At 39.1% G+C, this 22,597-nt stretch carries 27 protein-coding genes and 1 pseudogene; 15 read left to right on the top strand and 13 right to left on the bottom strand.

Features of this window, described 5'->3' with window-relative positions:
- Window positions 1–192: 192 nt before the first annotated feature.
- The 4 genes from MHB38_RS12435 (at window position 193) to MHB38_RS12420 (ending at window position 5,380) form a co-directional block, all read left to right on the top strand.
- The gene (locus MHB38_RS12435; protein ID WP_202734334.1) at window positions 193–1,818 is read left to right on the top strand and encodes a xylulokinase; all 1,626 of its coding nucleotides are present in this window, start codon (window positions 193–195) and stop codon (window positions 1,816–1,818) included.
- Window positions 1,812–2,516 (top strand): L-ribulose-5-phosphate 4-epimerase, encoded by a 705-nt coding sequence (locus MHB38_RS12430; protein ID WP_076822276.1) that lies wholly within the window; start codon window positions 1,812–1,814, stop codon window positions 2,514–2,516. Before MHB38_RS12435 ends, MHB38_RS12430 begins: the two co-directional genes overlap by 7 nt.
- Window positions 2,517–2,533: 17 nt before the next feature.
- Window positions 2,534–3,955: an L-arabinose isomerase gene (gene araA, locus MHB38_RS12425; protein WP_236809972.1), complete on the top strand. Its 1,422-nt coding sequence runs from the start codon at window positions 2,534–2,536 to the stop codon at window positions 3,953–3,955.
- An 84-nt stretch (window positions 3,956–4,039) separates the two neighbouring features.
- The gene (locus tag MHB38_RS12420; RefSeq protein ID WP_007501378.1) at window positions 4,040–5,380 is read left to right on the top strand and encodes a sugar porter family MFS transporter; all 1,341 of its coding nucleotides are present in this window, start codon (window positions 4,040–4,042) and stop codon (window positions 5,378–5,380) included.
- Between the two features lie 36 nt (window positions 5,381–5,416).
- Here MHB38_RS12420 and MHB38_RS12415 read toward each other — a convergent pair whose 3' ends face one another.
- Window positions 5,417–5,638: a hypothetical protein gene (locus MHB38_RS12415; RefSeq protein ID WP_223255645.1), complete on the bottom strand. Its 222-nt coding sequence runs from the start codon at window positions 5,636–5,638 to the stop codon at window positions 5,417–5,419.
- A gap of 27 nt (window positions 5,639–5,665) precedes the next feature.
- Window positions 5,666–5,983: a hypothetical protein gene (locus tag MHB38_RS12410; RefSeq protein ID WP_025207665.1), complete on the bottom strand. Its 318-nt coding sequence runs from the start codon at window positions 5,981–5,983 to the stop codon at window positions 5,666–5,668.
- A gap of 183 nt (window positions 5,984–6,166) precedes the next feature.
- Between MHB38_RS12410 and MHB38_RS12405 the strand changes: the two genes are divergently transcribed.
- The gene (locus MHB38_RS12405) at window positions 6,167–6,460 is read left to right on the top strand and encodes a CotD family spore coat protein (protein WP_017358055.1); all 294 of its coding nucleotides are present in this window, start codon (window positions 6,167–6,169) and stop codon (window positions 6,458–6,460) included.
- A 52-nt stretch (window positions 6,461–6,512) separates the two neighbouring features.
- On the opposite strand, the gene MHB38_RS12400 is transcribed toward MHB38_RS12405, so the two are convergent.
- From MHB38_RS12400 to MHB38_RS12380, 5 genes are all read right to left on the bottom strand, one after another.
- Complete coding sequence (locus MHB38_RS12400) at window positions 6,513–7,181, bottom strand: ABC transporter ATP-binding protein (RefSeq protein ID WP_017367655.1); 669 nt, start codon at window positions 7,179–7,181, stop codon at window positions 6,513–6,515.
- Complete coding sequence (locus tag MHB38_RS12395; RefSeq protein ID WP_017367654.1) at window positions 7,174–7,719, bottom strand: hypothetical protein; 546 nt, start codon at window positions 7,717–7,719, stop codon at window positions 7,174–7,176. The genes MHB38_RS12400 and MHB38_RS12395 overlap by 8 nt, the downstream gene beginning before the upstream one ends.
- Window positions 7,720–7,740: 21 nt before the next feature.
- Window positions 7,741–8,241 (bottom strand): stage II sporulation protein M, encoded by a 501-nt coding sequence (locus MHB38_RS12390; RefSeq protein ID WP_019743196.1) that lies wholly within the window; start codon window positions 8,239–8,241, stop codon window positions 7,741–7,743.
- A gap of 1 nt (window position 8,242) precedes the next feature.
- The gene (locus tag MHB38_RS12385) at window positions 8,243–9,781 is read right to left on the bottom strand and encodes a hypothetical protein (protein WP_341003534.1); all 1,539 of its coding nucleotides are present in this window, start codon (window positions 9,779–9,781) and stop codon (window positions 8,243–8,245) included.
- A gap of 299 nt (window positions 9,782–10,080) precedes the next feature.
- The gene (locus MHB38_RS12380) at window positions 10,081–10,407 is read right to left on the bottom strand and encodes an uberolysin/carnocyclin family circular bacteriocin (RefSeq protein ID WP_017358050.1); all 327 of its coding nucleotides are present in this window, start codon (window positions 10,405–10,407) and stop codon (window positions 10,081–10,083) included.
- 288 nt (window positions 10,408–10,695) lie between these two features.
- Here MHB38_RS12380 and MHB38_RS12375 point away from each other — a divergent pair, with 288 nt between their 5' ends.
- The 3 genes from MHB38_RS12375 to MHB38_RS12365 all read left to right on the top strand — a co-directional run bounded on the left by MHB38_RS12375 (window position 10,696) and on the right by MHB38_RS12365 (window position 13,355).
- The gene (locus tag MHB38_RS12375; RefSeq protein ID WP_412093603.1) at window positions 10,696–11,298 is read left to right on the top strand and encodes a GNAT family N-acetyltransferase; all 603 of its coding nucleotides are present in this window, start codon (window positions 10,696–10,698) and stop codon (window positions 11,296–11,298) included.
- Window positions 11,252–11,806 carry a hypothetical protein gene (locus MHB38_RS12370; protein ID WP_019743199.1) on the top strand — a complete coding sequence of 185 codons (555 nt, stop codon included), beginning with the start codon at window positions 11,252–11,254 and terminating at the stop codon, window positions 11,804–11,806. Before MHB38_RS12375 ends, MHB38_RS12370 begins: the two co-directional genes overlap by 47 nt.
- 154 nt (window positions 11,807–11,960) lie before the next feature.
- Window positions 11,961–13,355, top strand: a complete 1,395-nt coding sequence (locus MHB38_RS12365) for a polysaccharide deacetylase family protein (protein ID WP_135226683.1) — start codon at window positions 11,961–11,963, stop codon at window positions 13,353–13,355.
- A 109-nt stretch (window positions 13,356–13,464) separates the two neighbouring features.
- On the opposite strand, the gene MHB38_RS12360 is transcribed toward MHB38_RS12365, so the two are convergent.
- Complete coding sequence (locus tag MHB38_RS12360) at window positions 13,465–13,971, bottom strand: restriction endonuclease (RefSeq protein ID WP_048003091.1); 507 nt, start codon at window positions 13,969–13,971, stop codon at window positions 13,465–13,467.
- A gap of 345 nt (window positions 13,972–14,316) precedes the next feature.
- Between MHB38_RS12360 and MHB38_RS12355 the strand changes: the two genes are divergently transcribed.
- On the top strand, window positions 14,317–14,727 hold the full coding sequence (locus MHB38_RS12355; protein ID WP_048003092.1) for an Imm1 family immunity protein: 411 nt from the start codon (window positions 14,317–14,319) through the stop codon (window positions 14,725–14,727).
- Window positions 14,728–14,772: 45 nt separating this feature from the next.
- Entirely contained in the window at window positions 14,773–15,054 is a 282-nt protein-coding gene (locus tag MHB38_RS12350; RefSeq protein ID WP_048003093.1) for a DUF3986 family protein, read from the top strand.
- 150 nt (window positions 15,055–15,204) lie between these two features.
- On the opposite strand, the pseudogene MHB38_RS12345 reads toward MHB38_RS12350, so the two are convergent.
- From MHB38_RS12345 to sigK, 4 genes and pseudogenes are all read right to left on the bottom strand, one after another.
- Window positions 15,205–15,603 (bottom strand): annotated as a pseudogene (locus MHB38_RS12345) (sigma-70 family RNA polymerase sigma factor); the annotation flags it as partial.
- Between the two features lie 21 nt (window positions 15,604–15,624).
- A complete protein-coding gene (locus MHB38_RS12340) occupies window positions 15,625–16,284 on the bottom strand; it encodes a hypothetical protein (RefSeq protein WP_048003094.1) in 660 nt (219 codons plus the stop codon).
- Window positions 16,285–16,384: 100 nt separating this feature from the next.
- A complete protein-coding gene (locus MHB38_RS12335; RefSeq protein ID WP_048003095.1) occupies window positions 16,385–16,855 on the bottom strand; it encodes an ImmA/IrrE family metallo-endopeptidase in 471 nt (156 codons plus the stop codon).
- Window positions 16,856–17,417: 562 nt separating this feature from the next.
- Complete coding sequence (gene sigK, locus MHB38_RS12330) at window positions 17,418–18,146, bottom strand: RNA polymerase sporulation sigma factor SigK (RefSeq protein WP_058014952.1); 729 nt, start codon at window positions 18,144–18,146, stop codon at window positions 17,418–17,420.
- A gap of 231 nt (window positions 18,147–18,377) precedes the next feature.
- Here sigK and MHB38_RS12325 point away from each other — a divergent pair, with 231 nt between their 5' ends.
- The 4 genes from MHB38_RS12325 to MHB38_RS12310 all read left to right on the top strand — a co-directional run bounded on the left by MHB38_RS12325 (window position 18,378) and on the right by MHB38_RS12310 (window position 21,434).
- Window positions 18,378–19,499 (top strand): response regulator aspartate phosphatase, encoded by a 1,122-nt coding sequence (locus MHB38_RS12325; RefSeq protein WP_007501361.1) that lies wholly within the window; start codon window positions 18,378–18,380, stop codon window positions 19,497–19,499.
- 166 nt (window positions 19,500–19,665) lie between these two features.
- Window positions 19,666–20,406: a polysaccharide deacetylase family protein gene (locus tag MHB38_RS12320; protein ID WP_048003096.1), complete on the top strand. Its 741-nt coding sequence runs from the start codon at window positions 19,666–19,668 to the stop codon at window positions 20,404–20,406.
- A 71-nt stretch (window positions 20,407–20,477) separates the two neighbouring features.
- The gene (locus MHB38_RS12315) at window positions 20,478–21,206 is read left to right on the top strand and encodes an SGNH/GDSL hydrolase family protein (RefSeq protein ID WP_230677074.1); all 729 of its coding nucleotides are present in this window, start codon (window positions 20,478–20,480) and stop codon (window positions 21,204–21,206) included.
- A gap of 78 nt (window positions 21,207–21,284) precedes the next feature.
- Window positions 21,285–21,434, top strand: coding sequence for a hypothetical protein (locus tag MHB38_RS12310; RefSeq protein ID WP_003217499.1), 150 nt, complete (start codon window positions 21,285–21,287; stop codon window positions 21,432–21,434).
- A gap of 136 nt (window positions 21,435–21,570) precedes the next feature.
- On the opposite strand, the gene MHB38_RS12305 is transcribed toward MHB38_RS12310, so the two are convergent.
- Window positions 21,571–21,711: a sporulation histidine kinase inhibitor Sda gene (locus MHB38_RS12305; protein ID WP_003217327.1), complete on the bottom strand. Its 141-nt coding sequence runs from the start codon at window positions 21,709–21,711 to the stop codon at window positions 21,571–21,573.
- A gap of 362 nt (window positions 21,712–22,073) precedes the next feature.
- Between MHB38_RS12305 and MHB38_RS12300 the strand changes: the two genes are divergently transcribed.
- The gene (locus MHB38_RS12300) at window positions 22,074–22,595 is read left to right on the top strand and encodes a YqeG family HAD IIIA-type phosphatase (protein ID WP_008356191.1); all 522 of its coding nucleotides are present in this window, start codon (window positions 22,074–22,076) and stop codon (window positions 22,593–22,595) included.
- Window positions 22,596–22,597: the final 2 nt, after the last annotated feature.

The raw sequence follows: 22,597 nt of genomic DNA, 5'->3' as shown, positions 1-22,597 counted from the left end.
CAAAAACAGGCGCTTGCAGTGTCTACCGTCTAATCCTTAGAGAACATGAAAGTTTTTGTCTAATTGTGTATGTACAAATATATTTATTATTGACATATGTACGTACAAATATTATATTATTTTTGTGCACAGGTAAAGGTGAATCAAACGAAAAAGATATTTGAAACCGCTATCATCTTGGAGGTGAACAAAATGAATCGTGAAAAGACGGCCAAAGCCATTAGAGAAGGCAGGACATCTTTGGGCATTGAATTTGGTTCCACACGAATTAAAGCGATTTTAATAGATGAAGAGTTTCAGCCAATTGTGCAAGGTGCATTTGAATGGGAAAGTTCTCTTCAAGAAGGAATATGGACGTACAACTTAATTGAGATCATTACAGGTCTTCAAGTGGCATACCGTCAAATGAAAGAACAGGCTGCACAATTGTATGGGGTGACGATTCAAACCATTGGCTCCATCGGGATATCTGCGATGATGCATGGCTATGTCGCCTGTCATCATACAGGAGAAGTCCTCGTTCCGTTTCGAACGTGGCGGAATGGAACAACGACCGAGGCGAGTCAAAAGCTAACAGATGTATTCCAATTTCATATTCCAGAAAGATGGAGCATCGCTCACTTATATCAAGCGATATTAGGAGAGGAAAAACATCTGTCCCGGTTAGAGTATGTGACCACGTTGTCCGGCTACATTCACTGGCTGCTAACAGGGAAGCAGGCCATCGGAATTGGCGATGCGTCGGGAATGTTCCCCATTGATGAAAAAACGAAGGATTACAACGAAGTGATGCTTCATCAATTTGAAGCATTGATTGCAGAAAAAGGCTATCCGTGGAAGCTTCGTCATCTTTTGCCGCGCATCTATTTAGCAGGCGAAGAAGCTGGTGTGTTAACAGCAGCTGGAGCAGCGATTTTAGACCAAGGCAAACAGTTGCAGCCAGGTATCCCTTTTTGCCCGCCAGAGGGTGATGCTGGAACAGGGATGGTCGCAACAAACAGTGTGGAAAAGAGAACTGGGAATATTTCAGTTGGGACATCTGTATTTGCCATGATTGTGTTAGAGCATCATCTAAAAGGTGTGTACCCAGAAGTGGATCTTGTCACGACACCAGATGGCCTACCAGTCGCGATGGTTCATGCCAACAATTGTACAAGTGACCTCAACGCTTGGATGAATCTATTCAGAGAAGCGTTTGAAGCAATGGGTCAGCCAGTTGAAACAGAAAGAATGTACGAAACCCTATTAAATCAAGCTTTAGAAGCAGATCATGATGGGGGCGGGCTTTTAAGCTATGGCTATTATTCTGGTGAAAATATTACGAGACTAAAAGAAGGAAGACCTCTTTTTGTTAGATCTCCTCAAAGCCGGTTTACCCTTGCTAATTTCATTCGGACGCATCTCTTCTCTGCATTTGGCGCAATGAAAATTGGGATGGATCGTTTAAAAGCACATGAACAAGTCAAGATTGATCGCTTACTAGGACATGGCGGTTTATTTAAAACACCCATAGTTGGGCAAAAAATGGTCGCTGCTGCACTCGGGACACCTGTATCCGTCGTATCAACTGCTGGAGAAGGCGGTGCGTTTGGGATGGCGGTCCTTGCTTCATATATGCTCAATCACCAGCAGCAAACACTGAGCCATTTCCTCAAGCATCAAGTATTTGCCCATACATTAGAAGAGCTTATTGATCCTGATCCACTGGATGTTAAAGGTTTTGAGGAATTTATAAAGCGCTATCAAGTAGGACTCCCGATAGAAAAAGCGGCAGTAGAACATTTGACGCCACAGAAAGGAGCGGCACCTGTATGTTAGAGCGGTTAAAAGAAGAAGTGTTTCAAGCGAATCTAGATCTACCAAAGTACGGACTTGTGAAATTTACATGGGGCAATGTCAGTGCGTGCGATCGTGACAGTGGACTGTTTGTCATTAAGCCAAGCGGCATAGCGTATGACAAATTATCAGCAAAAGACATGATCGTGGTCGATTTTGACGGTCAAGTGGTCGAGGGAGAATTCAATCCTTCTTCCGATACTGCCACACATGCTGTTCTTTACAAACACTTTGAGGAAATTGGCGGCATTTCACATAGCCATTCAATGTGGGCAACGGTATGGGCGCAAGCTGGACTTGATTTACCAGCAATGGGCACAACACATGCCGATACATTTTACGGACCTGTTCCGTGCGCTCGATTTCTCACAGAAGAAGAGGTGAATCGCGGGTATGAGGTGGAAACAGGACACTTGATCATTGAAACGTTTGAGAAAAGACAGATAGATGTCATGGCGGTACCTGGTATTTTGCTACAAGGTCATGGTCCATTTACGTGGGGAAAAGATGCAAAAAGTGCGGTAACGAACAGTGTCATTTTAGATGAAGTAGCGAAAATGAACCTGTTTGCAAAGCAATTGAACGAATATGCGGAGCCTCTTCCGCAGGTGATTTTAGATAAACATTATTTGAGAAAACATGGAACACATGCGTATTACGGACAAAAACCTTCAAGATAAAGAAAAGAGGGATTTCTATGTTAACAAGTCAGAAGAAAGAATGTTGGTTTGTCGTCGGGTCACAGCACTTATATGGGGACGAGGCACTGAAGCAAGTGATGGCAGATGCGCAAAAGATAACAGATGCCTTAAATGAGAGCGGTTTGCTGCCTTATCCAATTATTCTGCAGGAACTGGCGGTTAGTGCGGATCAAATCACACAGCTGATGAAAGAGGTCAACTATCGTGATGAGGTCATCGGTGTGATGACTTGGATGCATACGTTTTCTCCAGCAAAAATGTGGATACGTGGTACGTCTCTTTTGCAAAAGCCTCTTTTGCATCTCGTCACGCAATACTATGAAAACATTCCGTGGGACACGATTGATATGGACTATATGAATCTCCATCAATCGGCACATGGAGACAGAGAGTATGGCTATATCAATGCACGTTTAAATAAGCAAAACCAAATCGTTGCAGGTCATTGGTCGAAGCAGGAGGTGAAGCAGCAAATCGCTGATTGGATGGACGTTGCGGCTGCCTATCATGAGAGCTTCCACATTAAAGTGGCTCGGTTTGGTGACAATATGCGCCACGTTGCTGTGACAGAAGGAGATAAAATTGAAGCGCAGATCCAGCTGGGATGGACCGTTGATTACTTTGGAATTGGCGATCTTGTGAACTATGTAAATGCTGTGGAAGAAGCAGAAGTTAATGCTCTGTTTGCTGAGTACTTAACGTTATATGACGTGGATTATGGGAGCTATTCGGCGGAAGAATGGGAACAAAGTGTGAAAGTGCAGGCACGATATGAAATTGCCATCAAGCGTTTTTTAGATGAAGGCGGCTACAATGCCTTTACGACAAACTTTGAAGATTTACATGGTATGAAGCAGCTTCCGGGTTTAGCCGTTCAGCGACTGATGGCAAAGGGATATGGCTTTGCGGGTGAAGGGGATTGGAAAACCGCCGCACTGGATCGTTTATTAAAGGTGATGAGCCATCATCAATCGACTGGTTTTATGGAAGATTACACATATGAAATGACTGCTGGTCAGGAAGCAGTGCTGCAATCTCATATGCTAGAAGTAGATCCTGCGCTTGCACATACAAAACCTGTCATTGTCGTGTCTCCGCTAGGCATTGGAAACAGGGAAGACCCAGCACGTCTTGTGTTTGATGGAAAAGCAGGCGAGGGCGTTGTTGTCTCCATTGCTGATTTTGGAACACATTTCAAATGGTTGATTCAAGAAGTAGAAGCCTTTGAGCCGCAGGAAGCAGCACCTCATTTACCGGTGGCACGAGTCCTCTGGAAAATCAAACCGAACTTTCAAGATGGCATCAAAGCATGGATTAAGCACGGCGGAGGTCATCATACAGTCGTATCTCTCAATTTAACAGTTGATCAAATTGTTCATTTTGCAAAGCTTGTGAATGCAGAATATGTGGTTTTATAAAGAAGGGTGAAATGCATTCTACTGTGAACGGTAGAATGGCAGGGAGAAATGAAAGCGGTTTATTAAGTGAGGGGGGTCATCCACTTGGAGAAAAAAGTATCAAGTAAATTTATCTTCTTTTTCGGGTCCTTTGCAGGTATCTTATTTGGATATGATATTGGTATTATCGCAGGGGCAGAAGGGCACATTCAGGAAGAATTTCAGCTCAGCCCGTTATGGCTTGGCATCGTCGTTTCTTCATTAATGGGCGGGGCGATCATTGGTTCCATTTTAAGCGGTCTGATGGGGGATAAGTTTGGCCGCAGAAAGCTCATTTTGGTGTCATCGATTATCTTTTTTGTCGGTGCGCTTGGCTCAGCCATTGCACCAGAAGAAATCTCATTAACCATTGCCCGGATTTTCTTAGGAACAGCTGTAGGGACAGCCTCATCGCTCGTGCCTGCTTACATGTCTGAAATCGCTCCGGCCAAAATTCGCGGGAAATTGTCTGGCCTGAATCAGCTGATGATTGTGAGTGGATTATTGCTTAGCTATATCGTCGCATTTGTGTTTGAACCAATTCCAGACAGCTGGCGCTGGATGCTGGGAAGTGCTGCTTTATTTGCGATCGTGCTTTATATTGGCATGCTGAAACTTCCTGAATCTCCAAGATATTTAATTAAACACGGAATGGCTCATAAGGCACGTGAAGTATTAGGATCACTTCGTTCATCTCGTGAAGAGATTGAAGCAGAAATGCAAGAAATTTTAGAAGTGGCAAAAGAAGAACGCTCAGGCATTCGTGAATTATTTCAAAAGAAATTCCGAATGGCTCTCTTTATTGGGGTCGGAATGGCGACACTCCAGCAAATACAGGGGGCGAACTCCATTGTGTATTATGCAACGAGTATCGCAAGAAATGTAGGTCTTGCTCCGCAAGTTGCCGCAGGTTTTACCGTCATTGTTGGTGTCATATTTGTTGTGACGACCGTGATCTTTTTACAATTCGTCGACCGGTTCGACCGCCGAACGATTCTCACAGTTGGGGGAACGGGGATGGCCCTGTCTTTCTTTGCACCAGCGGCATTAGGTGCGCTCGGAGTGAGTGAAGGCATATTAAACTGGGTCACATTGATTTCACTTTGCTGCTTTATTTTGTGCTATGCCTTCTCATGGGCACCGATCACATGGATTATCATTGGTGAAATTTTCCCACTTTCTGTCAGGGGTATTGGAGCGGGCATTTCCTCTGCTTTTAACTGGACGGGATCATTAGCAGTTGGCCTTGTGTTCCCAATCTTGGCTGACCAATTCAGCTTTGGCGTCATTTTCTCCTCATTTGGGGTCATCTGCTTAATTGGCCTGTTGTTCACCCGCTTTGTATTAGTCGAAACAAAAGGAAGAAGCTTAGAACAAATCGAAACCGATATGGCTGCACGAGTCTAAAAGAAACCATCTATCCTGTGTGGATAGATGGCTTTTTTAATCAAGTATTTGTTTCAGTTCATCTGGCAGTAAATCCATTAATTGATCAGGTGAGGATACGTCCAGCACTTCAAGAAGCGCATAATATTTCGCATAAATTTCACTCAGCTGATCAGGATGATTTGCTTCATATCGATTCAAATGCAATTGCGTCAGTTCAAGTGCAATGTCCAGTTTGTTTCGTTCGATGGTTTGTGTTGTGTTGATCAAATCGTTCACCTCTTATTTTAAAGTTATTGAAAAATGTTACGGTGCAGTTCCGCAGCTTACCTTATATTCATGGTCTTCTACCTTTTTTGAATAACAGACGGAAGGCGTCATTCCCGTCTCACTTTTCCAAGCCTGCCAATACACATCATACAGCTGACCATATTGAGGGTCTACATCGTCCTTTTTTTGCAAAATAGCAAAATAGCTTTGGTAAGGGTAGCCTTCTTGATAAATGGCATGCCGTATCGCTCCTCTTTCAGTCGCATTTGTAAAAACCATAGGCGACAGCAAGGGAAGGGTGATCATCACGACAAGCAGAATGAAAAATGAAAAAAGCTTATGTCTTGTTTTCATCAATGAATGTCCTTTCCTTCACAAGAGATCATTTGTATAATATGTTAAAATTGTCCTATTGTAAAGGGTGAGACTACTAGATCACCAGCGGATTTTATCAAAAATAGACAAGCATCTAATCACTAATCGTGCCTCTGACATACGATAGAGTGTAAGTGAAAGACAACTTGAAGGGGTGTTGAGATGAGCCGGAATCGATTAGACAATTTTTTCTTTGGGCCTCGCAGAGGGAATCATGGAGAAGTTGAAACGGTTGTATCCCCTACACGTCAAATTGTCAACACGACAACAAATGTACAAACGATCAGAAAAATTCATCCAACTCATATCACAAACGTCAATAAAAACATCAAAAGAATTGAAAACTACTACCCTGTGACGCAATCTACTCGAAATGAGTATATTGTGGAAGAATATGACTGTGGCAGTGATATCAAGAATCCTTGCTGCCGCCCGGTCAAACGCTGTAAGTGGTAGTCTAATGGTAAAAAGAAGTGAGGCATCCTGTGATGGGATGCCTTTTGTATGTTCAACGCTCTATTTCATTTAGTTGTCCGTGATCAAGCTCGAAAAAACGATTTCCTAATTCTGAATAAAGGTAGCGCTGATGGCTTGTAAATAAAACACATTGATCAGAGAATTCTTCTTTTAATAAAGAAATAGACTGCATTTGAGATGCCTCATCAAGAGATGTAAAAGGTTCATCAAGAATGATTAGCTCTGGTGATCTGGCCGCCATACAATTAAAGAAAAGCTTATATCTCATGCCTAGTGAATATTGTTTGACAGGCATCTTAAGTGCATGAGTTAAATCAAATGCATCACAAAGCGAGAGAAAGGTCTTTTTGTATACCTCTTTTTCTGACTGATTCATTTTCCATAGCGACTGTATAAGAGTCATATGCTCGATACCAGTCAGCGCATCATAAACCAAAGGCTTATCTGGAATGTACGCGACCAACCCTTTAAAAAGAGCTGACCCAGGATGATGCTGTTCATTGAGTAAAACCGTTTCGGATACTGAAGGAAGCAGACCTGCGATGATCTTTAAAAGTGTCGATTTACCGCTGCCGTTTTTCCCGATAATACAAGCACGATCACCTTCTTTCAGATGAAAGGATACTTGATCAAGGAGGGGAGAGCTTTCTTCAGTTGTTTCATAACGAAAAGATAGCTGAGACACTTGCAAACTAGCCATTGATAAATCCTCCAATAACAAAAACAGTGGTCACCAGCATATACAAGATGACGGTCGCAAGGGCGGCTTTTTTTGATCCTTTAGCATAATAAATGATCCCATCATATAGGATGCGTAAAAGGTACAAGTTGATCAAAAAAGAAACCGTTTGGATGAAGATAAAATAATGATCTAAATCGAGTACCATCACACAATAGATTGCTGCGCTATTCACTAATAGAAGAAACGCATTATAAAGCAAGATGACAAAATACATTTTGCGCAAAATAAACGTTTTATGAAAAAAGTACATATAAATAGAAGTCACGACAGTACCGAGAAAATTCAATATGAAATAAAGTGGGATTGTCAGTAAAAAGATAAACACAATGCTGGCTAATTGTTTTCCCGCAGATAATGGTTCCTCTACTAACAAATCAATAATGAAAAATGTTAAAAAAACAGTTGAAACAAATAAAGATAGTAAGACTAAACCTATAACGGTTTTGGTCGATTGATGTTGGTTGAAAAATTGTTTAGGGCGTAGAAGTAGCTCCATAGAACCACATTCTCCTTTCTTCTAAGATAGATGTACATGGCTGACATATTCCTCTAAAAGAGAGGCAATCAACAAGAGCACTACAGCGGAAAAGATTAACTGAACCACAGTCCGAGTCAGCTTTCTTACATCAATGGCCTTACCTTTCATAAACCGGTAAAGATAAATGAATGGAAAAGCACTGACGATTGAAAAGAGGATCAAACCAAGAATTTCAACAAAAGCATGCGGCATGAGGCCAGTGAATAACTGCGGCACTTCATGATGGGCTATCAGAAACTGAATGAGTTTTCCGATGATATAGCCATTATAAAAAAGAATGCCAGCAGACATAATGCCGCCAGTAAAAGCCCCGATACCTAGAATGGCAAGCCCAACCTGTAAATTATTTGAAAAAATAGAGAGAAAAAACATGTCTTCATCCTTTTTTAAATAAGGAATCTGATCATAAGGAAGGAGGCATCCAATGAGCAAAGCTGCAATAAATACACCGGCGTAAAAATAGCCGAGACGTAGAATCAATCTATTCTCCGATAGAAAATATCTTATTTTTTTCAACATACTCAATTCCTTTATAAATGGTCTTGCGGCATAATATCCAGCAAATCACTGAAACGATCACAAAATATATAGCGAACAGCACGTTTACGAGCCCTGAGGATTGCTGCAATATAGGGAGAAAAGAGGTCAAAATTAAATAGTACATAAAAGGCAGCACAAGAAAGTTTCTGGCAAATGCCTGACCTTTATCGATGATCTCTAATTCCTCATTTGTTGTCCCTATTTCATGCTCATGAATAAAATTGAATTTCGTTGTGAATGGAAACAGGTAAAGCTGAATCAAAGGAAAAATGAAAAAGCCAATCCCTAATACCACCAGTTGAATGAGCATCTGAACATGAAACAGTTGATACACAGTCATAATAGAAAGATTAATGAATAGTAAACAGAGTGCTGGTATGGAAAATAAACAATAAAATAACTGGATTTTTGATAAGAAAAATTGCAAAAGAGATATTTGAGAAAGCTCGTAAAGCCAAATGTTCTTTTTTTCAGCACTTAAAGCAAAAATAGAAGGTGTCAGCATTCTCATCTCATAAGATTGATTTGCTAGTATCATAATATTGAGTGTGAATAGCAGCTGAATTTGCAAGGCTTGATGATCGATGATCGAGATCAATCCGGTAAAAACACCAATATAAAAGAAGGCTTCATATGACATGAACATATAATTAAAAAATTCTTTAGATAAGAGCCACCTTTTTTCTTTCAGCAGCTTGATGTCTTTTTGAATCAACACATTTTGTCTAAACAACAAACCCTGAATTTTATGCAGTACTTGAAAGTACCAATAAAATAAATCCCGAAAATGCTTTGAGCTTTGGTCTTGATCTTTTTCCGTTGGAATCCATCGAACAGGACTTCTCATGACAAGCGCACTACCTAGTATCACAACAATCAATGTAATAGGTGAATTAAAAAGGGCTTGAAATTGTAGAAAAACAGAGCCATCTGAAAATAAAGCATGATGCATTTGCTGAAGATCATGTTGATATAAAGAGATCAGCTTGTTTGAAAGAGTGATCCAAAACGAATCCTCTGCAAGCGATGAGATCGATTGAAATAGTTGCTGGAAGGTGTGATAAAAAGGGAACATGATGTTTAATATGAGAACCCTTCCGAAAAAGAAAAAAAGCAAAGCGATGCTTGCAAAAAAGAGGACACGAATAGCCCCGATTTTTTTCACGACGATGTTATAGATATAAGCACCGAATATCTTATTGCTGATGATAAATAGGAAGATACTTGTCAGCATCACATTGACATGTTTTAACCAGAATGCCAGATCGTGTGTTTGAACAATATCATATTGAAACAAAAAATAGATCAAATAAGTGCTCAAACTCGTAAACACAAGCCAAATCAATTCAGAAAACAGAAGCGTTTGAAAAAGTTGTCTAGAGGAAACAGGTGCTAGCTGTATCAATTCTTTAAAAGGAAGAAGATGAGTTCTTCTATAAGATTCAATTCCTTTGACGATAGAAAATAAAAATAAAAACATCACAAAAGCACTTTCCCATTCTATTTGATAGACGGGGGAGTAAAGAAATGAAGAAATCACGAATACAATCATGCATCCGAATATGATATCAAGAATACAAGAAAAAAATATGTACTGTTTTGAAGAAAACGACTTGAGAAATGGAATTTTTCGTATAACGAACTGAGCGATATTAGAATACTGTTGCTCCAGTCTAATGGATAGAAGTAGTGATAATAATGGATATAACATCTTCTCACCTGCACAAAAATTTAAATAGAAGGAGAACAGAGTCTCCTTCTATTGAGTCGTTAAATAAATTACCAAGCGATAACGGCTTTACGGCCTTTTTTCTTAATTTCGTTTTTAAGGTATTGACGAATTGTCTCTTTACCAGCCGCAGCAATAAGAGAAAGACCGCCTGAACCTACAGCAGTTAAAATGGAGACAATTGTAGTGACAGCTCCACCCGCTTCAACCACATTAAGAACTACAGCGGCAACACTGCCTGGAATACCAAATTCTTTTGCTAGATCAGCAACTGGCAGTACTTGTAGCGAGAAGGAAAAAAGAGCTAGCATAAGGAATCCTACTGCTAAAGCACCAAAAAGAACATGTAGTTTGATTTCATTTCTTGTTTCTGTCATATCAAATTCCTCCCTTTTTTGTCTTTTTATTACTATTCTATCTTATGATATGTTTTTGTTCATATCAATCCTTTTTTTTCTTTTTTTTCATGAATTAGTTATAGGTTAATATAAAATAAGTGAAAAGATAAGTGAGAAAAGAATCGTTTTGGATAGGAAATATCAAGTGAACATGATCAAAATGACCTTGTTTTCACAAAAACGAAAGAGAGCCTAAAAGTCTATAAGAAATGTGCTATATGTAAATGAACCAATATTCTTTGATCAAAAGCGCCTTTCAAGATAAAATTGGAAGTATCAATTCATTCTGATGGAGGCGATTTTCTGAATATTCGATTGTTAACACCAGAAGATGCTCAAGAATATGCGAACTTGAGATTAGAAGCACTCCGATTAAATCCAGAGAGTTTTGCTATGAGTTACGAGGAAGAGAAGCTAGATACGAAGAATAAATATAAGGCTCGTTTTGCCTCTACACAATCTATGTGGACATTCGGTGCCTTTCATCAAGGTCAGCTGGTCGGCTCGGTTACACTCATACAAGAAACCTTGCAGAAATTAAAGCACCGTGCCAATGTGGTAGCGATGTATGTCACGGCTAATGGACGCGGAAAAGGAATGGGGAAGGCACTTCTGACAAAAGTACTTTCTTTTGCACGCGAAAAAAAAGACATCGAACAACTATATTTAACAGTGGTCACAACAAACGACCCAGCCAAACATCTTTACAAGTCTGTTGGATTTAAGTCGTATGCGGTAGAAGAAAAAGCACTAAAAATAAATGGTGCATATGTAGATGAGGAAAAAATGGTGCTATGTTTATCATCGTTTGGAGGGGATATAAATGAGCCAGCCAGTCATGCGCATCACATTGGCAGCCGGACCAAATAGTGAGCTGGAATCCTTTGCGCTTCGTGCAGCACTTGAAAACTTTGGCGCAAAAGTCGATATGCATTGGATAGGCAGACCGAATGACCTGATTGATGTATTATCCGGGAGGAATAGAGGCAAGACGGATTTCATTCTTTTATCCTTTCACGGAGAAGAAGGAGCGTTTCTCATGCCGGAGTTAGGAGAAGATGTATACGAAGAGGGTGAGCCGAGAGGTGCTGCTTTTAGTGCGGATGACATAAAGCGGTATGCTTCGTTAAATGGAGTCCACATTATATGTACAGGCTGTACACTAGGTGAAAAAAAGGTGGCAGAAGCTTTTTTAGAAACAGGGGCGATCTCCTATACAGCGCCCGATGACTACATTGATGGAAATGCGTCATTTATTTTTGTTCTCACCATGCTGTATGAGCTGGTGAACAACTCAAAAACAGTCAGAGCAGCTTTTGACCAGGCTCGCTCTATTGATGAAGAAACAAAGTTATTCCAACTGTATATGCAAAAATAAGGGCTAAGCGATCAAGCCCTTTTTATATGTCTCTCGTAAAATATGTCGAAAATGTGACAAGTGTGTTTTTTGCAAACTAAAAAGGGGCTGCGAAAAGTCTATCCTACAAACACACGTCATCCAGACAGGACGGCATCACGAGAGGAGAATCATTGTGTCAACGAAAGGGAAGATCAGCCTCGTCCTATGTGGACTTGCAATCGTCATCGGTATCGCTGCGTTTTATCATAACCAGCAGGCAAGCGGGACAGAGAGAAAAAAAGTAGAACAAGATGCGAGCTACAAACAAGTTGAAATTGTCACACTTGTGAATGACGGGAAATTCATGAGATATGCTGTCAACTATCCGCTGTTTCATCAAGAAAAACTAGATCAGGAGATCAAAAGATTTGCAGAGACCGCGTTAGAAAAGTTTAAAACATCGTTTAGTCAAGCGAGTGATGTCAATGAAGAGAAACGATACGAGTTAAACATCGATTATGAGATCATTCATTATGCCAAGCAAACCGTCGCAATCAGATTCAATACATATGAAGTGAAGGGCGGAAAGCAAGGCGTCAATCAAACGAAGGTGATGAACTTTGATTTCAAGAAACAGACATTTTTATCAATCAACGATATCTTTCTATCAAAGAAGGATAATTTTCAAAAATTATCTCATATGACTTTTGAGGAATTAAAAAAAGATCGAACGCTAGCTGAAAATCAGCCGCTGCTCAAACGGGGAACGTCTCCTGAGGCGAAGAACTATCAGTATTTTGCCATCAAAGATCGTTTTATTGAATTCTACTTTCCAAGAGGACAAATCGCTCCAAATCATCAAGGCCCTCAAGTGTTAGCGATTAAGAAAACACTGCTGAAAGGAATATTAAAACCTGAATATATTAAGAAAGAATTGAACAAAAACGAGAAAAAAGAACCGATTCCAACAAGAAAGATTGTGAAATTGCCAAAACCATCCACATTTCATCCAAATCAAAAAGCCATTGCACTCACATTTGATGATGGGCCCAATCCATCAACGACCTCAAAAATTTTAACAGCATTAAAAGAGAACAAAGGACATGCTACATTTTTTGTATTAGGCAGCAGGGTTCAGTATTATCCCGATATGTTAAGTGAAATCAGAAAGGGTGGAAATGAAATTGGAAACCACTCCTATAACCACCCTTTGCTCACAAGACTTCCCTTAAAACAAGCGGTCAAACAAGTAGAAGACACGCAACAAATCATTGAAAAAGCGAGCGGGTTCACACCGACTCATTTTAGACCGCCATATGGCGGGACAAACGGGCAAATCAACGAAGCTCTTCACATGAAAGTGACCCTTTGGGATGTGGATCCTGAAGACTGGAAATATCGAAACAGCCAATACGTCGCGGACTACATTCTAGCCCATGCATCTAGCGGTGAAACGGTCTTAATGCACGACATCTATGACACCTCAGCAAACGCAGCCGTCACGATTATCAAAGAACTCACCAAACAAGGATATCAATTATTGACGGTGTCTGAGCTTGAGCAGTGGAAGGAAGAACAGAAAAAATAATTTATTGATAATTAATTGAGAAAACAATTTCGGAACATAGAAATTGTTTTCTGTTTAAGAAGTAATTAGATCCATTATATATGCCTCTTAGAGTTAATCTAGTTAATATTCAATAGGTAATAATTATTTTTTCGTTTGATTCTTTTGACTTTAAAATTAAGTTAACAAGATCATCTCTATCAAATAATTTAACATCTGTTTTTTCAGCTAATTCGATTGCTGGAGATGTAAAATAATTATTAGTAACTACCCATGATGATTCAGATGAATAATAAAACCTTGCTGAAGTGATTTCTTGTACAGATTTCACCCCCACTTTTTTTTTATACCTTTTAGCTTGAACTACAATACTCAAACCAGATTTTTTCAAGATTAGATCAGCACCGTAGTCACCAGAAGCTTTAGTTAATTTTACTTTATAACCTAGGTTCCTAAATAGAACGCTTAAATAGATTTCAAATTCTCTTCCTGTCATAGCATCTATTTGATCGATTCCTGATTTGCTTAATTTTTCAAATTCATTTTTTTCTTTGGTCCTTTCAATGAGGGTCAATATAATAATAATTATTATGGAAATAAGGCTAACAAAAAATATAAATAAGAAAAAATCGTACATGTCATTCCCCTTTGTTCAGAATAAAAATATTGTTTAATATTGATAATGTATCTTTAATTTTATAATCGGTCTGAAAGTAAAGAATTAAAGTTTTTTCATAGGAGTTTAAGATTTTTATAGTTGGTTAAATGAAAACTTTAAACTTATTTAATTTATTTATAAAGAGTTGAAACATAATAAGGAGAATTTAGATTAATGGAGTTTAGTAATTGAATATGAATGGTCTATTAAAAAATATTGAATTTAAGAAGCATTCTTTCAGAATAAATCATCATTTACTTATCCATTTTACACATTTGAAGGAAAGAGAACGAGAAATCAATAGTTGTCGAAGGAGAGAATGGAATGTTTTTGTATTATGGACCAACCGGTGCTCCAGTGGAAAATCCGGGAGAAGAATGGATGAAAGAAATCTTCTTCCATAAGGATGAAGACTATTGGAAACAAGGGAATGGAGAATCTTCTATTGAAGTGGATGAAGATTGGGAAACGGAAAGTCTTGTTTTCTTTTATCATGAACCTTATGGCTTTTTTCTTATGAGATATCCAGGTTTTTTGGTTCCTTTTAAAAAAGAAGAGAAGATAGAAACAATCAAGCATGTCGTTGCAGGCGCACCATTGTATGTACCTTCATGCAGCTACGTCGATCGACATCAAGCCTATGAAATCGTTCAACATTTTCTAAAAACAAAATCGATACCTGATAGTGTTGAATGGGTGGAGTTGAGGACGATTGATTTTCAGCAAAATCTATAAATTTTTTACGAGGGAACCAGATAGACACGTGTTAAGGGGGATGAAATGCATAGTTTAGACGATACGATGCACCTACATGTTGGCTATTATGAACAGGGTGTTGATATTGAAGGGATGTTTTTTAAGAGTTTAGACACAGGAAAATGGCTATTATTTTTTGATCATACATGGTATGGGATCACGCTTTTAAAGCATTATGAAAAATATGAAGATTTAGGGCTGTTGATTGGGGAGTATTCCATTGAAGATGACAAAATTGAAGATGAAGGAAATCAGTTGTTTGAGCGTTTTTTAAAAGAAAACGGGATATTGAAGTCAATGGAGTGAACAGATATTTCTTAGCCTTTAGAGTATTTTTAAATCTAATAAGGGTCAGTCTTATATAAGAAACAAAGAATGGTCAAAATAAAAAACAGACCTAATGTGGTCTGTTTTTTTATCAACCCAAAATGAATGGATTTTTTTATATCTTTCAAATCACTTCCCCTTCTCCCGCTTCCGTTTCTCCTTCTCCGCCCGGTAAAACTCATGAAACATCTTCATCAGCGCGCGTTTCTCTATCCGAGATACATAACTCCTTGATATGCCGAGCTCCTTGGCTATTTCCCGCTGCGTTTTCTCTTTCTTTAAGTCCAAACCGAATCGGCCGACGATGACTTCTTTTTCCCGGCCGTCGAGAATGTCGATATATTCTTTTACTTTTTCAAGCTCCATGTTGAGCTGAATGGTATCGATCACGTCTTCATTTTCTGATTTTAAGACGTCAATTAATGAAATTTCATTTCCTTCTTTATCCTGACCGATGGGGTCATGCAAAGAGACGTCCTTTTTTGTTTTTTTGAGTGCGCGTAAATGCATAAGGATTTCATTATTAATGTCAAGAGGGGAGTGCAGAATTTAAAAATCGAATTTCACTTTTGCCCCATCATGCAATAATTCAGGTTCGTCATTTAGATAAACATCACTTAAGTGAAGTGTGATTGAACTCAAATCCGAAACATCATCTACCAGTAAAGGAACTACAACCATACCTTCATTTTCGACTTTACCATACAAAGAACCAACACCTGTATCCGTAGTCAAATTAGTCTTATAGACTTCGATTTGTTTCTTTGTATTAGTGGTAATAACATCAACACCAGAAAACAAAACATCTTTATCGGAAGTGTTTTCAGTCGTATAAGTGATTTGTATTCTATGATATTTATCTTTTTCAAAATTATTATAAGAAAGAAGCTCTTTATCTTGTTCACCTAAATTACTGTATTCAAATACTTTAACATCGTGTATTTTCATCTTAATAGGACTTAAATCTATTTCTTTTTGTTTGTTATTTATCTTTTTCAAAGTTAGTGTTGAACCATTTTTATCTTTATCCCATTGGCCAATTTTGGTTAGAAGTCCTGATGTTGGTTTATTCTCTTTTTGTGTTGATTCTTTTGAAGCCTCTTTACTCGTTTCTTCTTTTTTTGCCGGCTCAGTTGAGCTGTTAGTGTTACCACAAGCAGTTAGAACTGCCATAAAGCATAAGAATAAAATTAGTTTAGCTTTTTTCATTTGTCTACACCCTTCTATATACACATTTTAGTAATACAGGAAACATTATAATACAAAAAATGTTGAAGTGATGATTTTCGACAAAATTAGACGAAATAATTCATGACTTATAGCATGGGTTTAAAGTCACAAAGCGTTCGGTAGCGAATTTATATGTAACATTGAAAAGAGATGCTATTTCATTTGTGAAATTATTATATGGTTGAATAGCTTTTATTTTTCTAAGCATAAAAGTGGGAATACAAAACTTATATGCAAAACGCTTCGCCTGCATTTCCTGCAGCTCTCTAAACAGTGGGGGCATGATTAATTGATTTCCTTCATGTCTAAGCGCATGACAAAGTTCATGACCAAAATCTTGCCACTGTTCTTGAGGGCTAAGGCGATTATCAATGATAATAGTTCCAGCATAGTACCGGCTGCTGATGTTTAAGAATTCGACTTTTAAATTGGAGCGGTAGGCGATGTCTAATAGATCAAGTTCTGATGGATTTTTAATGTTGATTTGATGATAGAATGCTTCGATCCAGTCATCTAAGTGTGTTGTGTTTTTTGGCAAAATGCGTTCCAACTTAAGCAACTCCTTTAAAATAAGAACGTATGTTCTGAATGTGGGTAAAAAATAAATACTCTTAATGAGCATTTATTTTAAATCAACTGTTAATTCTTTTTTTCGGCAACATTATTTAAATGTTCGTCGAATGGTGAATCTAATACAAGTCTGATACTCTTAATTTTGGAAACATCAGATTCAACCAAAACTGAAACAATTCCTCAATCTTATCATCGGTTGCATCTTTTATATCTTTAAAGAAAAGTTTTGTTTCAGGGTTTAATATCTTTTTCTACATCTCCTCAACTGATTAAAATAATTAGCCATTTTTTCAATGTATCATAATCAGGTTTATAATCTCTAAAATATAGCTGATTTAGAGTCTTAGATGCAGTTTGTTATAAAGCTTATCAAGCGTATAAACTAGAAAATAAATTAGATATTTAATTGGCAATTGATTAGAAACTATTCTTATAACCAAATTCAGATGGAAAGTAGTATAGAGCAAAAATAAAAAACAGACCTCATATGGTCTGTTTTTTATCACACTAACATGAAGGGTTCTTTTACAAAATTCAAATCACTTCCCCTTCTCCCGCTTCCGTTTCTCCTTCTCCGCCCGGTAAAACTCATGAAACATCTTCATCAGCGCGCGTTTCTCTATCCGTGACACATAGCTCCGCGATATCCCGAGCTCCTTGGCTATTTCTCGCTGCGTTTTCTCTTTCTTTAAGTCCAAACCGAATCGGCCGACGATCACTTCTTTTTCTCGGCCGTCGAGAATGTCGATATATTCTTTTACTTTTTCAAGCTCCATGTTGAGCTGAATGGTATCAATCACGTCTTCATTTTCTGATTTTAAGACGTCAATTAATGAAATTTCGTTGCCTTCTTTATCTTGACCGATGGGGTCATGCAGAGAGACGTCCTTTTTTGTTTTTTTGAGTGCGCGTAAGTGCATGAGAATTTCATTTTCAATACACCGCGCCGCATAAGTTGCCAGCTTTGTTCCTTTTCCAGAGGAATAGCTTTCGATGGCTTTAATGAGTCCGATCGTCCCGATGGAGATGAGGTCTTCAGCGTCTTCCCCGGTATTTTCAAATTTCTTGACAATATGGGCGACGAGCCGAAGGTTATGTTCAATCAGCATGTTTCTTGCGTGTTCATCGCCCTCTGCCATGAGGGCTAAGTATTTTTTCTCATCATCTCCCGAAAGGGGTTGTGGAAAGGCATTGTTTTTGACATAGGACACTAAAAACACCAATTCTTTGACCATCAATCCCATCGCTGTAAATACTCCTGCCACGATTTTCACCTCCACCATGTTTAGGCCGCTGCCTATATCCTCAAATGTATGTGAAGGAAGGATTGTCTGTGTCTGTACGATGAAAAAATCATCTTATTTGAAAGAAACGTGCTTCTGTGCGTATGTTTTTGCTGCACCTCTCATATGTTTGCGGTTTCTTTGCGGTGCTTGGCGGTCTAGAAGCGTGCTAAAATATGTAATATTAGACCGAAAAGGAAGGGGTTTTTTCGGAACATGGGGAAGGTTCTTTCTTCACATGTCGGTATGAAAATTAATGAATGGTATCGAATGATACGGCAGTTCAGTGTTCCAGATGCGGAAATCTTGAAAGCGGAAGTAGAAGCGGAAATTGAACGTATGGAAGAGGACCAGCATTTACTGATTTATTATCAGCTCATGTGTTTTCGGCACCAAATTATGCTCGACTATATACACCCTTCAAAATATCAACCTTTCTCAGTATCTAACCTTGTCGATAAAATCGAAAATTCCAATCATGAGTTATCTGATATGCTGCATTATTACCATGCATTTTTTCGTGGCATGCATGAGTTTAGTCAAAAAGAATATTTGGAGGCCGTCAAATATTATCGCATGGCAGAAAAACAGCTATCTATGGTATTTGATGATATTGAGCAGGCCGAGTTTCATTTTAAAGTAGCAGAAGCCTACTATATAATGAAACAAACGCATGTCTCCATGCACCATATTTTAAAAGCGCTTGAAATATACGATCAGCATGATGCATATTCCATTCGCATTATTCAGTGCCTCTTTGTCATCTCGGGAAATTATCAAGATTTAAAACGTAAAGATCGAGCACTGCCTCACTTGAAAAAGGCGAAACAACTCGCATCCGAAATTGACCACCCGCGCATTTATAGCTCAGCACTCTATAATTTAGGGAAATGTTACGGGGAGTTAGGTTATCGAGAAGAAGCAGAACGATATTTAACCGAATCGGCAGACCTCGCCAAAAAAGAGCTGCTTCCCACGCTGCCTCATACACTTTATACACTGGCCAAGCTGCTTTTTAGACAAAATGAGCAGACTGAAGCAAGGCGCATATTAGAGGATGGGAAATTGGCCGCAAAGAAGCATGAAGACCAGCTGTTCTGTCATATGTTTGAGTATCTGGATGCTTTATATGTTCAGGAAATCAATGAAGAACAACTGCAAAAAACCATTGATTATTTGGAAAAACTTAGCCTATACTCTTATATAGAGGATATCTCACTAGAAATTGCGACAGCCTTAGAAACCTCTCAACAATACCAGAAATCCAACCAGTATTATCAAAAATTGCTATGGGCTCAAAATCAAATCCAAGAAGGAGAGTGTCTGTATGAATTCTAAGCAACGTTCGACAGTTGAAGAGAGAAACCAAACGTGAGACAAAAAGCGGGCCTAATGGGCCGGCTTTTTTTATGTGAAAAAGAAGCGTAGACGATCACGAAACTTGAATGAATTCATCAGAAAGCGGGCAATTTAATGTGTAATGATGTTCTGTGGAGGCGGTCTGATGAAAGGGTTGCATATCTTGTTATGTATATTGGTATTATGCGCTTTTGTTCCTGATAACATAGAGGCGCGTACATTAAAAAGAATCGACCTAGAAAAAACGGGACGAGCCTTTTGGGACATGAGAGAGGAACGGAAAAAGATTGCGTTAACCTTTGACGATGGGCCTCATCCGGTATACACAAATCAAATACTAGATGTACTGAGAGAGCATGAAGTGAATGCCAGCTTTTTTGTCATCGGAAGCCGTATTCATGCATATCCCCTCCTCGCAGAGCGGATTGTGAGCGAAGGAAATGAGCTTGGCAATCACACGATGAACCATACGTATTTTGACCTTTTGTCATCGAAAGAAATCAAGCGAGAATTAAAAGAATCAGCGGCTCATATCGCTTCTCTCCAGCCTGGCGGACCCTTATTATTTCGTCCTCCGGGCGGGCGCTTGACGATGAAGTCATTCCGCATTCTTTCTAAGCAAGGATACGATGTCGTGATGTGGTCCTTTACGCAAGATCCGAAGGACTGGTCAAGGCCAGGTGCACACAAAATTGCCAGCCGTATTATTGAGAATATTCAGGGCGGTGATATCATCCTTTTACATGATGGCGGAGGAAATCGTAAGCAGACAGTAGAAGCGCTGAAACAAGTCGTACCTGAACTAAAGAAAAGGGGCTATGAGTTTGTGAAAGTAAGCGAACTACTGCACCATGACAGAGATTATCTGCCGGTTCAATTACAATAAGAAACAGTCATTCATTGAAACCAAAAGTCTTGTCGTTTACTATATGAAGAGGGCTTTTGGAGGTGAATGTTGTGAAGAAATTTGTTTTCCTTTTCATCCTGTTATGTGTTGCGGCTGGGTGCTCAAAACCAGCACAGGAAAGTGTGATTGCATTTGGCGACAGTAACACAAGAGGATCGAACTGGGATTTTCGAGATTATCCCACATCTGAAAAATGGGTGAATCTCATGAAAAATGTCGAGCGCGGCCAAATCAAGGTGCAGAATGCTGGGATTGGCGGGCAGACAACAGAAGATGCGAAGCTGCGCTTTGAGCAGGATATTTTAAAACCAAAACCAACTTACGTCCTCATCATGTTCGGTACAAATGATGCGGCGATTCTAGACGGGAAACATCCCCGTGTGACCAAAAAACGATTTAAAGAAAACTTATCCTACTTCATTTCTGAAAGTAGGAAAGAGGGAATTACCCCGATCCTCATGACGTGCGTGCCTGTGGTGGAAGGAGGCAAAAAGGGCTTGTATTATTATTCTAGATATAAGTCATCTTATTTTGCTGAGAGAGGCGGGGCGAGAGCTTGGCAAAACTCATACAATGACATCACAAGACAAGTAGCTGAAAAACAGCAAGTGCCGCTTGTCGACAATTGGAAAGCGTTCATCCGAGAAGCGGGTGAAGATAGTGACAACGCCTTGATTCAGTCTGGCCTCATTGACCCTTCTGGCAATCATATGACACCAAAAGGGGCAAGAATCATTTATAACGAAATCAAAGAGCGTGATGTCATTAAACATTTTTAAAAGCAGGCCATCTGCCTAAACAAGACGATCCATCTCGCATAGTCTAACAGTATATCTTCCTAGAAGGAGGTAACTGATATGTGGGGATGTCCTTATCCTTACCCTGCGTGTTCGCCTTATCCAGCTCAAGGAGCAGGAATCGGTTACGCTTTTCTTGTTGTGTTCCTTGTCGTCATTTTGGTCGTAGGTGGAGGGTTATGGTTTTGGAATGAACAGCCTTGCAAATAAGACACCTCTTCTTTGATCAGAAGGGGTGTTTTTTACGGAAAATAGTAGTAAGCCTATAGCGCAAGTGATATAATATCAGTCATCTGAGTTTAAAAAAGGAGAGTGCTCGGGAGGCATGGTTCCTGGATATATGGAATTAAGAGGAAACAGAGAGCATATGCCCGAGCGAACGTCTTTTCATTTCTGTCTCAATTAATTCAATGAAGTCGCGATTTAAGTTCATTTCATTTGCTTTATAATACGATTCTATAAGTAAATCATCTGACAGCTTTTTCATACTAGAAACCCATATGATGGGAAAAACACCTCCCCTGAAAAAGTTGGCATAAAACTTGAGGAAAAGACATATCATCATAGGTTGATCGAATGTCTTTGAAGTACCTTTAATCTACCATGAATGGGAAACAAGAACAATCGTTCTGTTATCCACATGGTTAAGTGGATAACTTGTGGGTAGAGTGTTTATAATTGAATGAAAGCGTGATGAAATATAGGTGGATAATGTGTGTAAAATTATCCACACCTGTTGAAGGTCCTCATCATATGTCGAAAACTTTTTCATTGTATTCGATAGACAGACAAATTGTGATTTGATTCGACACAATCGCTGAAAAACCAATGGAAGAAAGGGTGCAAATTGTGCTAAAGAAGTATTTCTTACCGGATGAATTTGTGAAAAGTATTTTCCACATTTCGCCGCAAAAACTAAAAGAACGAAATGTAAAAGGAATTATTACGGATTTAGATAACACACTAGTAGAATGGGATCGTCCAAGTGCGACCCCGCGTTTAATTGAATGGTTTCAAGAGATGAAAGATCACGGGATACAGGTGACGATTGTATCGAACAATAATGAAAAAAGGGTCAAGCTTTTTTCTGAGCCGGTTCATATCCCGTTTATTTATAAAGCGAGAAAACCGATGGGAAGAGCCTTTAATAAGGCCGTCGCTGATATGCAATTGAAGAAAGAAGATGTGGTTGTCATTGGCGATCAGCTTATGACAGATGTGCTTGGCGGAAACAGGCATGGCTTCCATACCATTTTGGTTGTACCTGTTGCGGCATCGGACGGATTTTTCACGAAGTTTAACAGGCAGATTGAACGCAGAATTTTAGGAGCCTTAAAGCGTAAGGGCCACATTCAGTGGGAGGAAGAGTAATA

Origin of the sequence: Bacillus sp. FSL K6-3176 (assembly GCF_038003325.1) — a bacterium.
GTDB lineage: Bacteria > Bacillota > Bacilli > Bacillales > Bacillaceae > Bacillus > Bacillus altitudinis.
The sequence above is the reverse complement of the archived record's forward strand: the minus strand, read 5'-3'. Positions and strand labels throughout refer to the sequence as shown.

What these genes read in the sequence shown, in the direction of transcription:
- MHB38_RS12435 (WP_202734334.1), top strand. Translation starts at nt 193, where the DNA reads ATGAATCGTGAAAAGACGGCCAAAGCCATTAGAGAAGGCAGGACATCT.
- MHB38_RS12430 (WP_076822276.1), top strand. Translation starts at nt 1,812, where the DNA reads ATGTTAGAGCGGTTAAAAGAAGAAGTGTTTCAAGCGAATCTAGATCTA.
- araA (WP_236809972.1), top strand. Translation starts at nt 2,534, where the DNA reads ATGTTAACAAGTCAGAAGAAAGAATGTTGGTTTGTCGTCGGGTCACAG.
- MHB38_RS12410 (WP_025207665.1), bottom strand. Translation starts at nt 5,983, where the DNA reads ATGAAAACAAGACATAAGCTTTTTTCATTTTTCATTCTGCTTGTCGTG.
- MHB38_RS12405 (WP_017358055.1), top strand. Translation starts at nt 6,167, where the DNA reads ATGAGCCGGAATCGATTAGACAATTTTTTCTTTGGGCCTCGCAGAGGG.
- MHB38_RS12400 (WP_017367655.1), bottom strand. Translation starts at nt 7,181, where the DNA reads ATGGCTAGTTTGCAAGTGTCTCAGCTATCTTTTCGTTATGAAACAACT.
- MHB38_RS12395 (WP_017367654.1), bottom strand. Translation starts at nt 7,719, where the DNA reads ATGGAGCTACTTCTACGCCCTAAACAATTTTTCAACCAACATCAATCG.
- MHB38_RS12385 (WP_341003534.1), bottom strand. Translation starts at nt 9,781, where the DNA reads ATGTTTTTATTTTTATTTTCTATCGTCAAAGGAATTGAATCTTATAGA.
- MHB38_RS12380 (WP_017358050.1), bottom strand. Translation starts at nt 10,407, where the DNA reads ATGACAGAAACAAGAAATGAAATCAAACTACATGTTCTTTTTGGTGCT.
- MHB38_RS12370 (WP_019743199.1), top strand. Translation starts at nt 11,252, where the DNA reads ATGAGCCAGCCAGTCATGCGCATCACATTGGCAGCCGGACCAAATAGT.
- MHB38_RS12360 (WP_048003091.1), bottom strand. Translation starts at nt 13,971, where the DNA reads ATGTACGATTTTTTCTTATTTATATTTTTTGTTAGCCTTATTTCCATA.
- MHB38_RS12355 (WP_048003092.1), top strand. Translation starts at nt 14,317, where the DNA reads ATGTTTTTGTATTATGGACCAACCGGTGCTCCAGTGGAAAATCCGGGA.
- MHB38_RS12350 (WP_048003093.1), top strand. Translation starts at nt 14,773, where the DNA reads ATGCATAGTTTAGACGATACGATGCACCTACATGTTGGCTATTATGAA.
- MHB38_RS12340 (WP_048003094.1), bottom strand. Translation starts at nt 16,284, where the DNA reads ATGAAAAAAGCTAAACTAATTTTATTCTTATGCTTTATGGCAGTTCTA.
- MHB38_RS12325 (WP_007501361.1), top strand. Translation starts at nt 18,378, where the DNA reads ATGGGGAAGGTTCTTTCTTCACATGTCGGTATGAAAATTAATGAATGG.
- MHB38_RS12320 (WP_048003096.1), top strand. Translation starts at nt 19,666, where the DNA reads ATGAAAGGGTTGCATATCTTGTTATGTATATTGGTATTATGCGCTTTT.
- MHB38_RS12310 (WP_003217499.1), top strand. Translation starts at nt 21,285, where the DNA reads ATGTGGGGATGTCCTTATCCTTACCCTGCGTGTTCGCCTTATCCAGCT.
- MHB38_RS12305 (WP_003217327.1), bottom strand. Translation starts at nt 21,711, where the DNA reads ATGAAAAAGCTGTCAGATGATTTACTTATAGAATCGTATTATAAAGCA.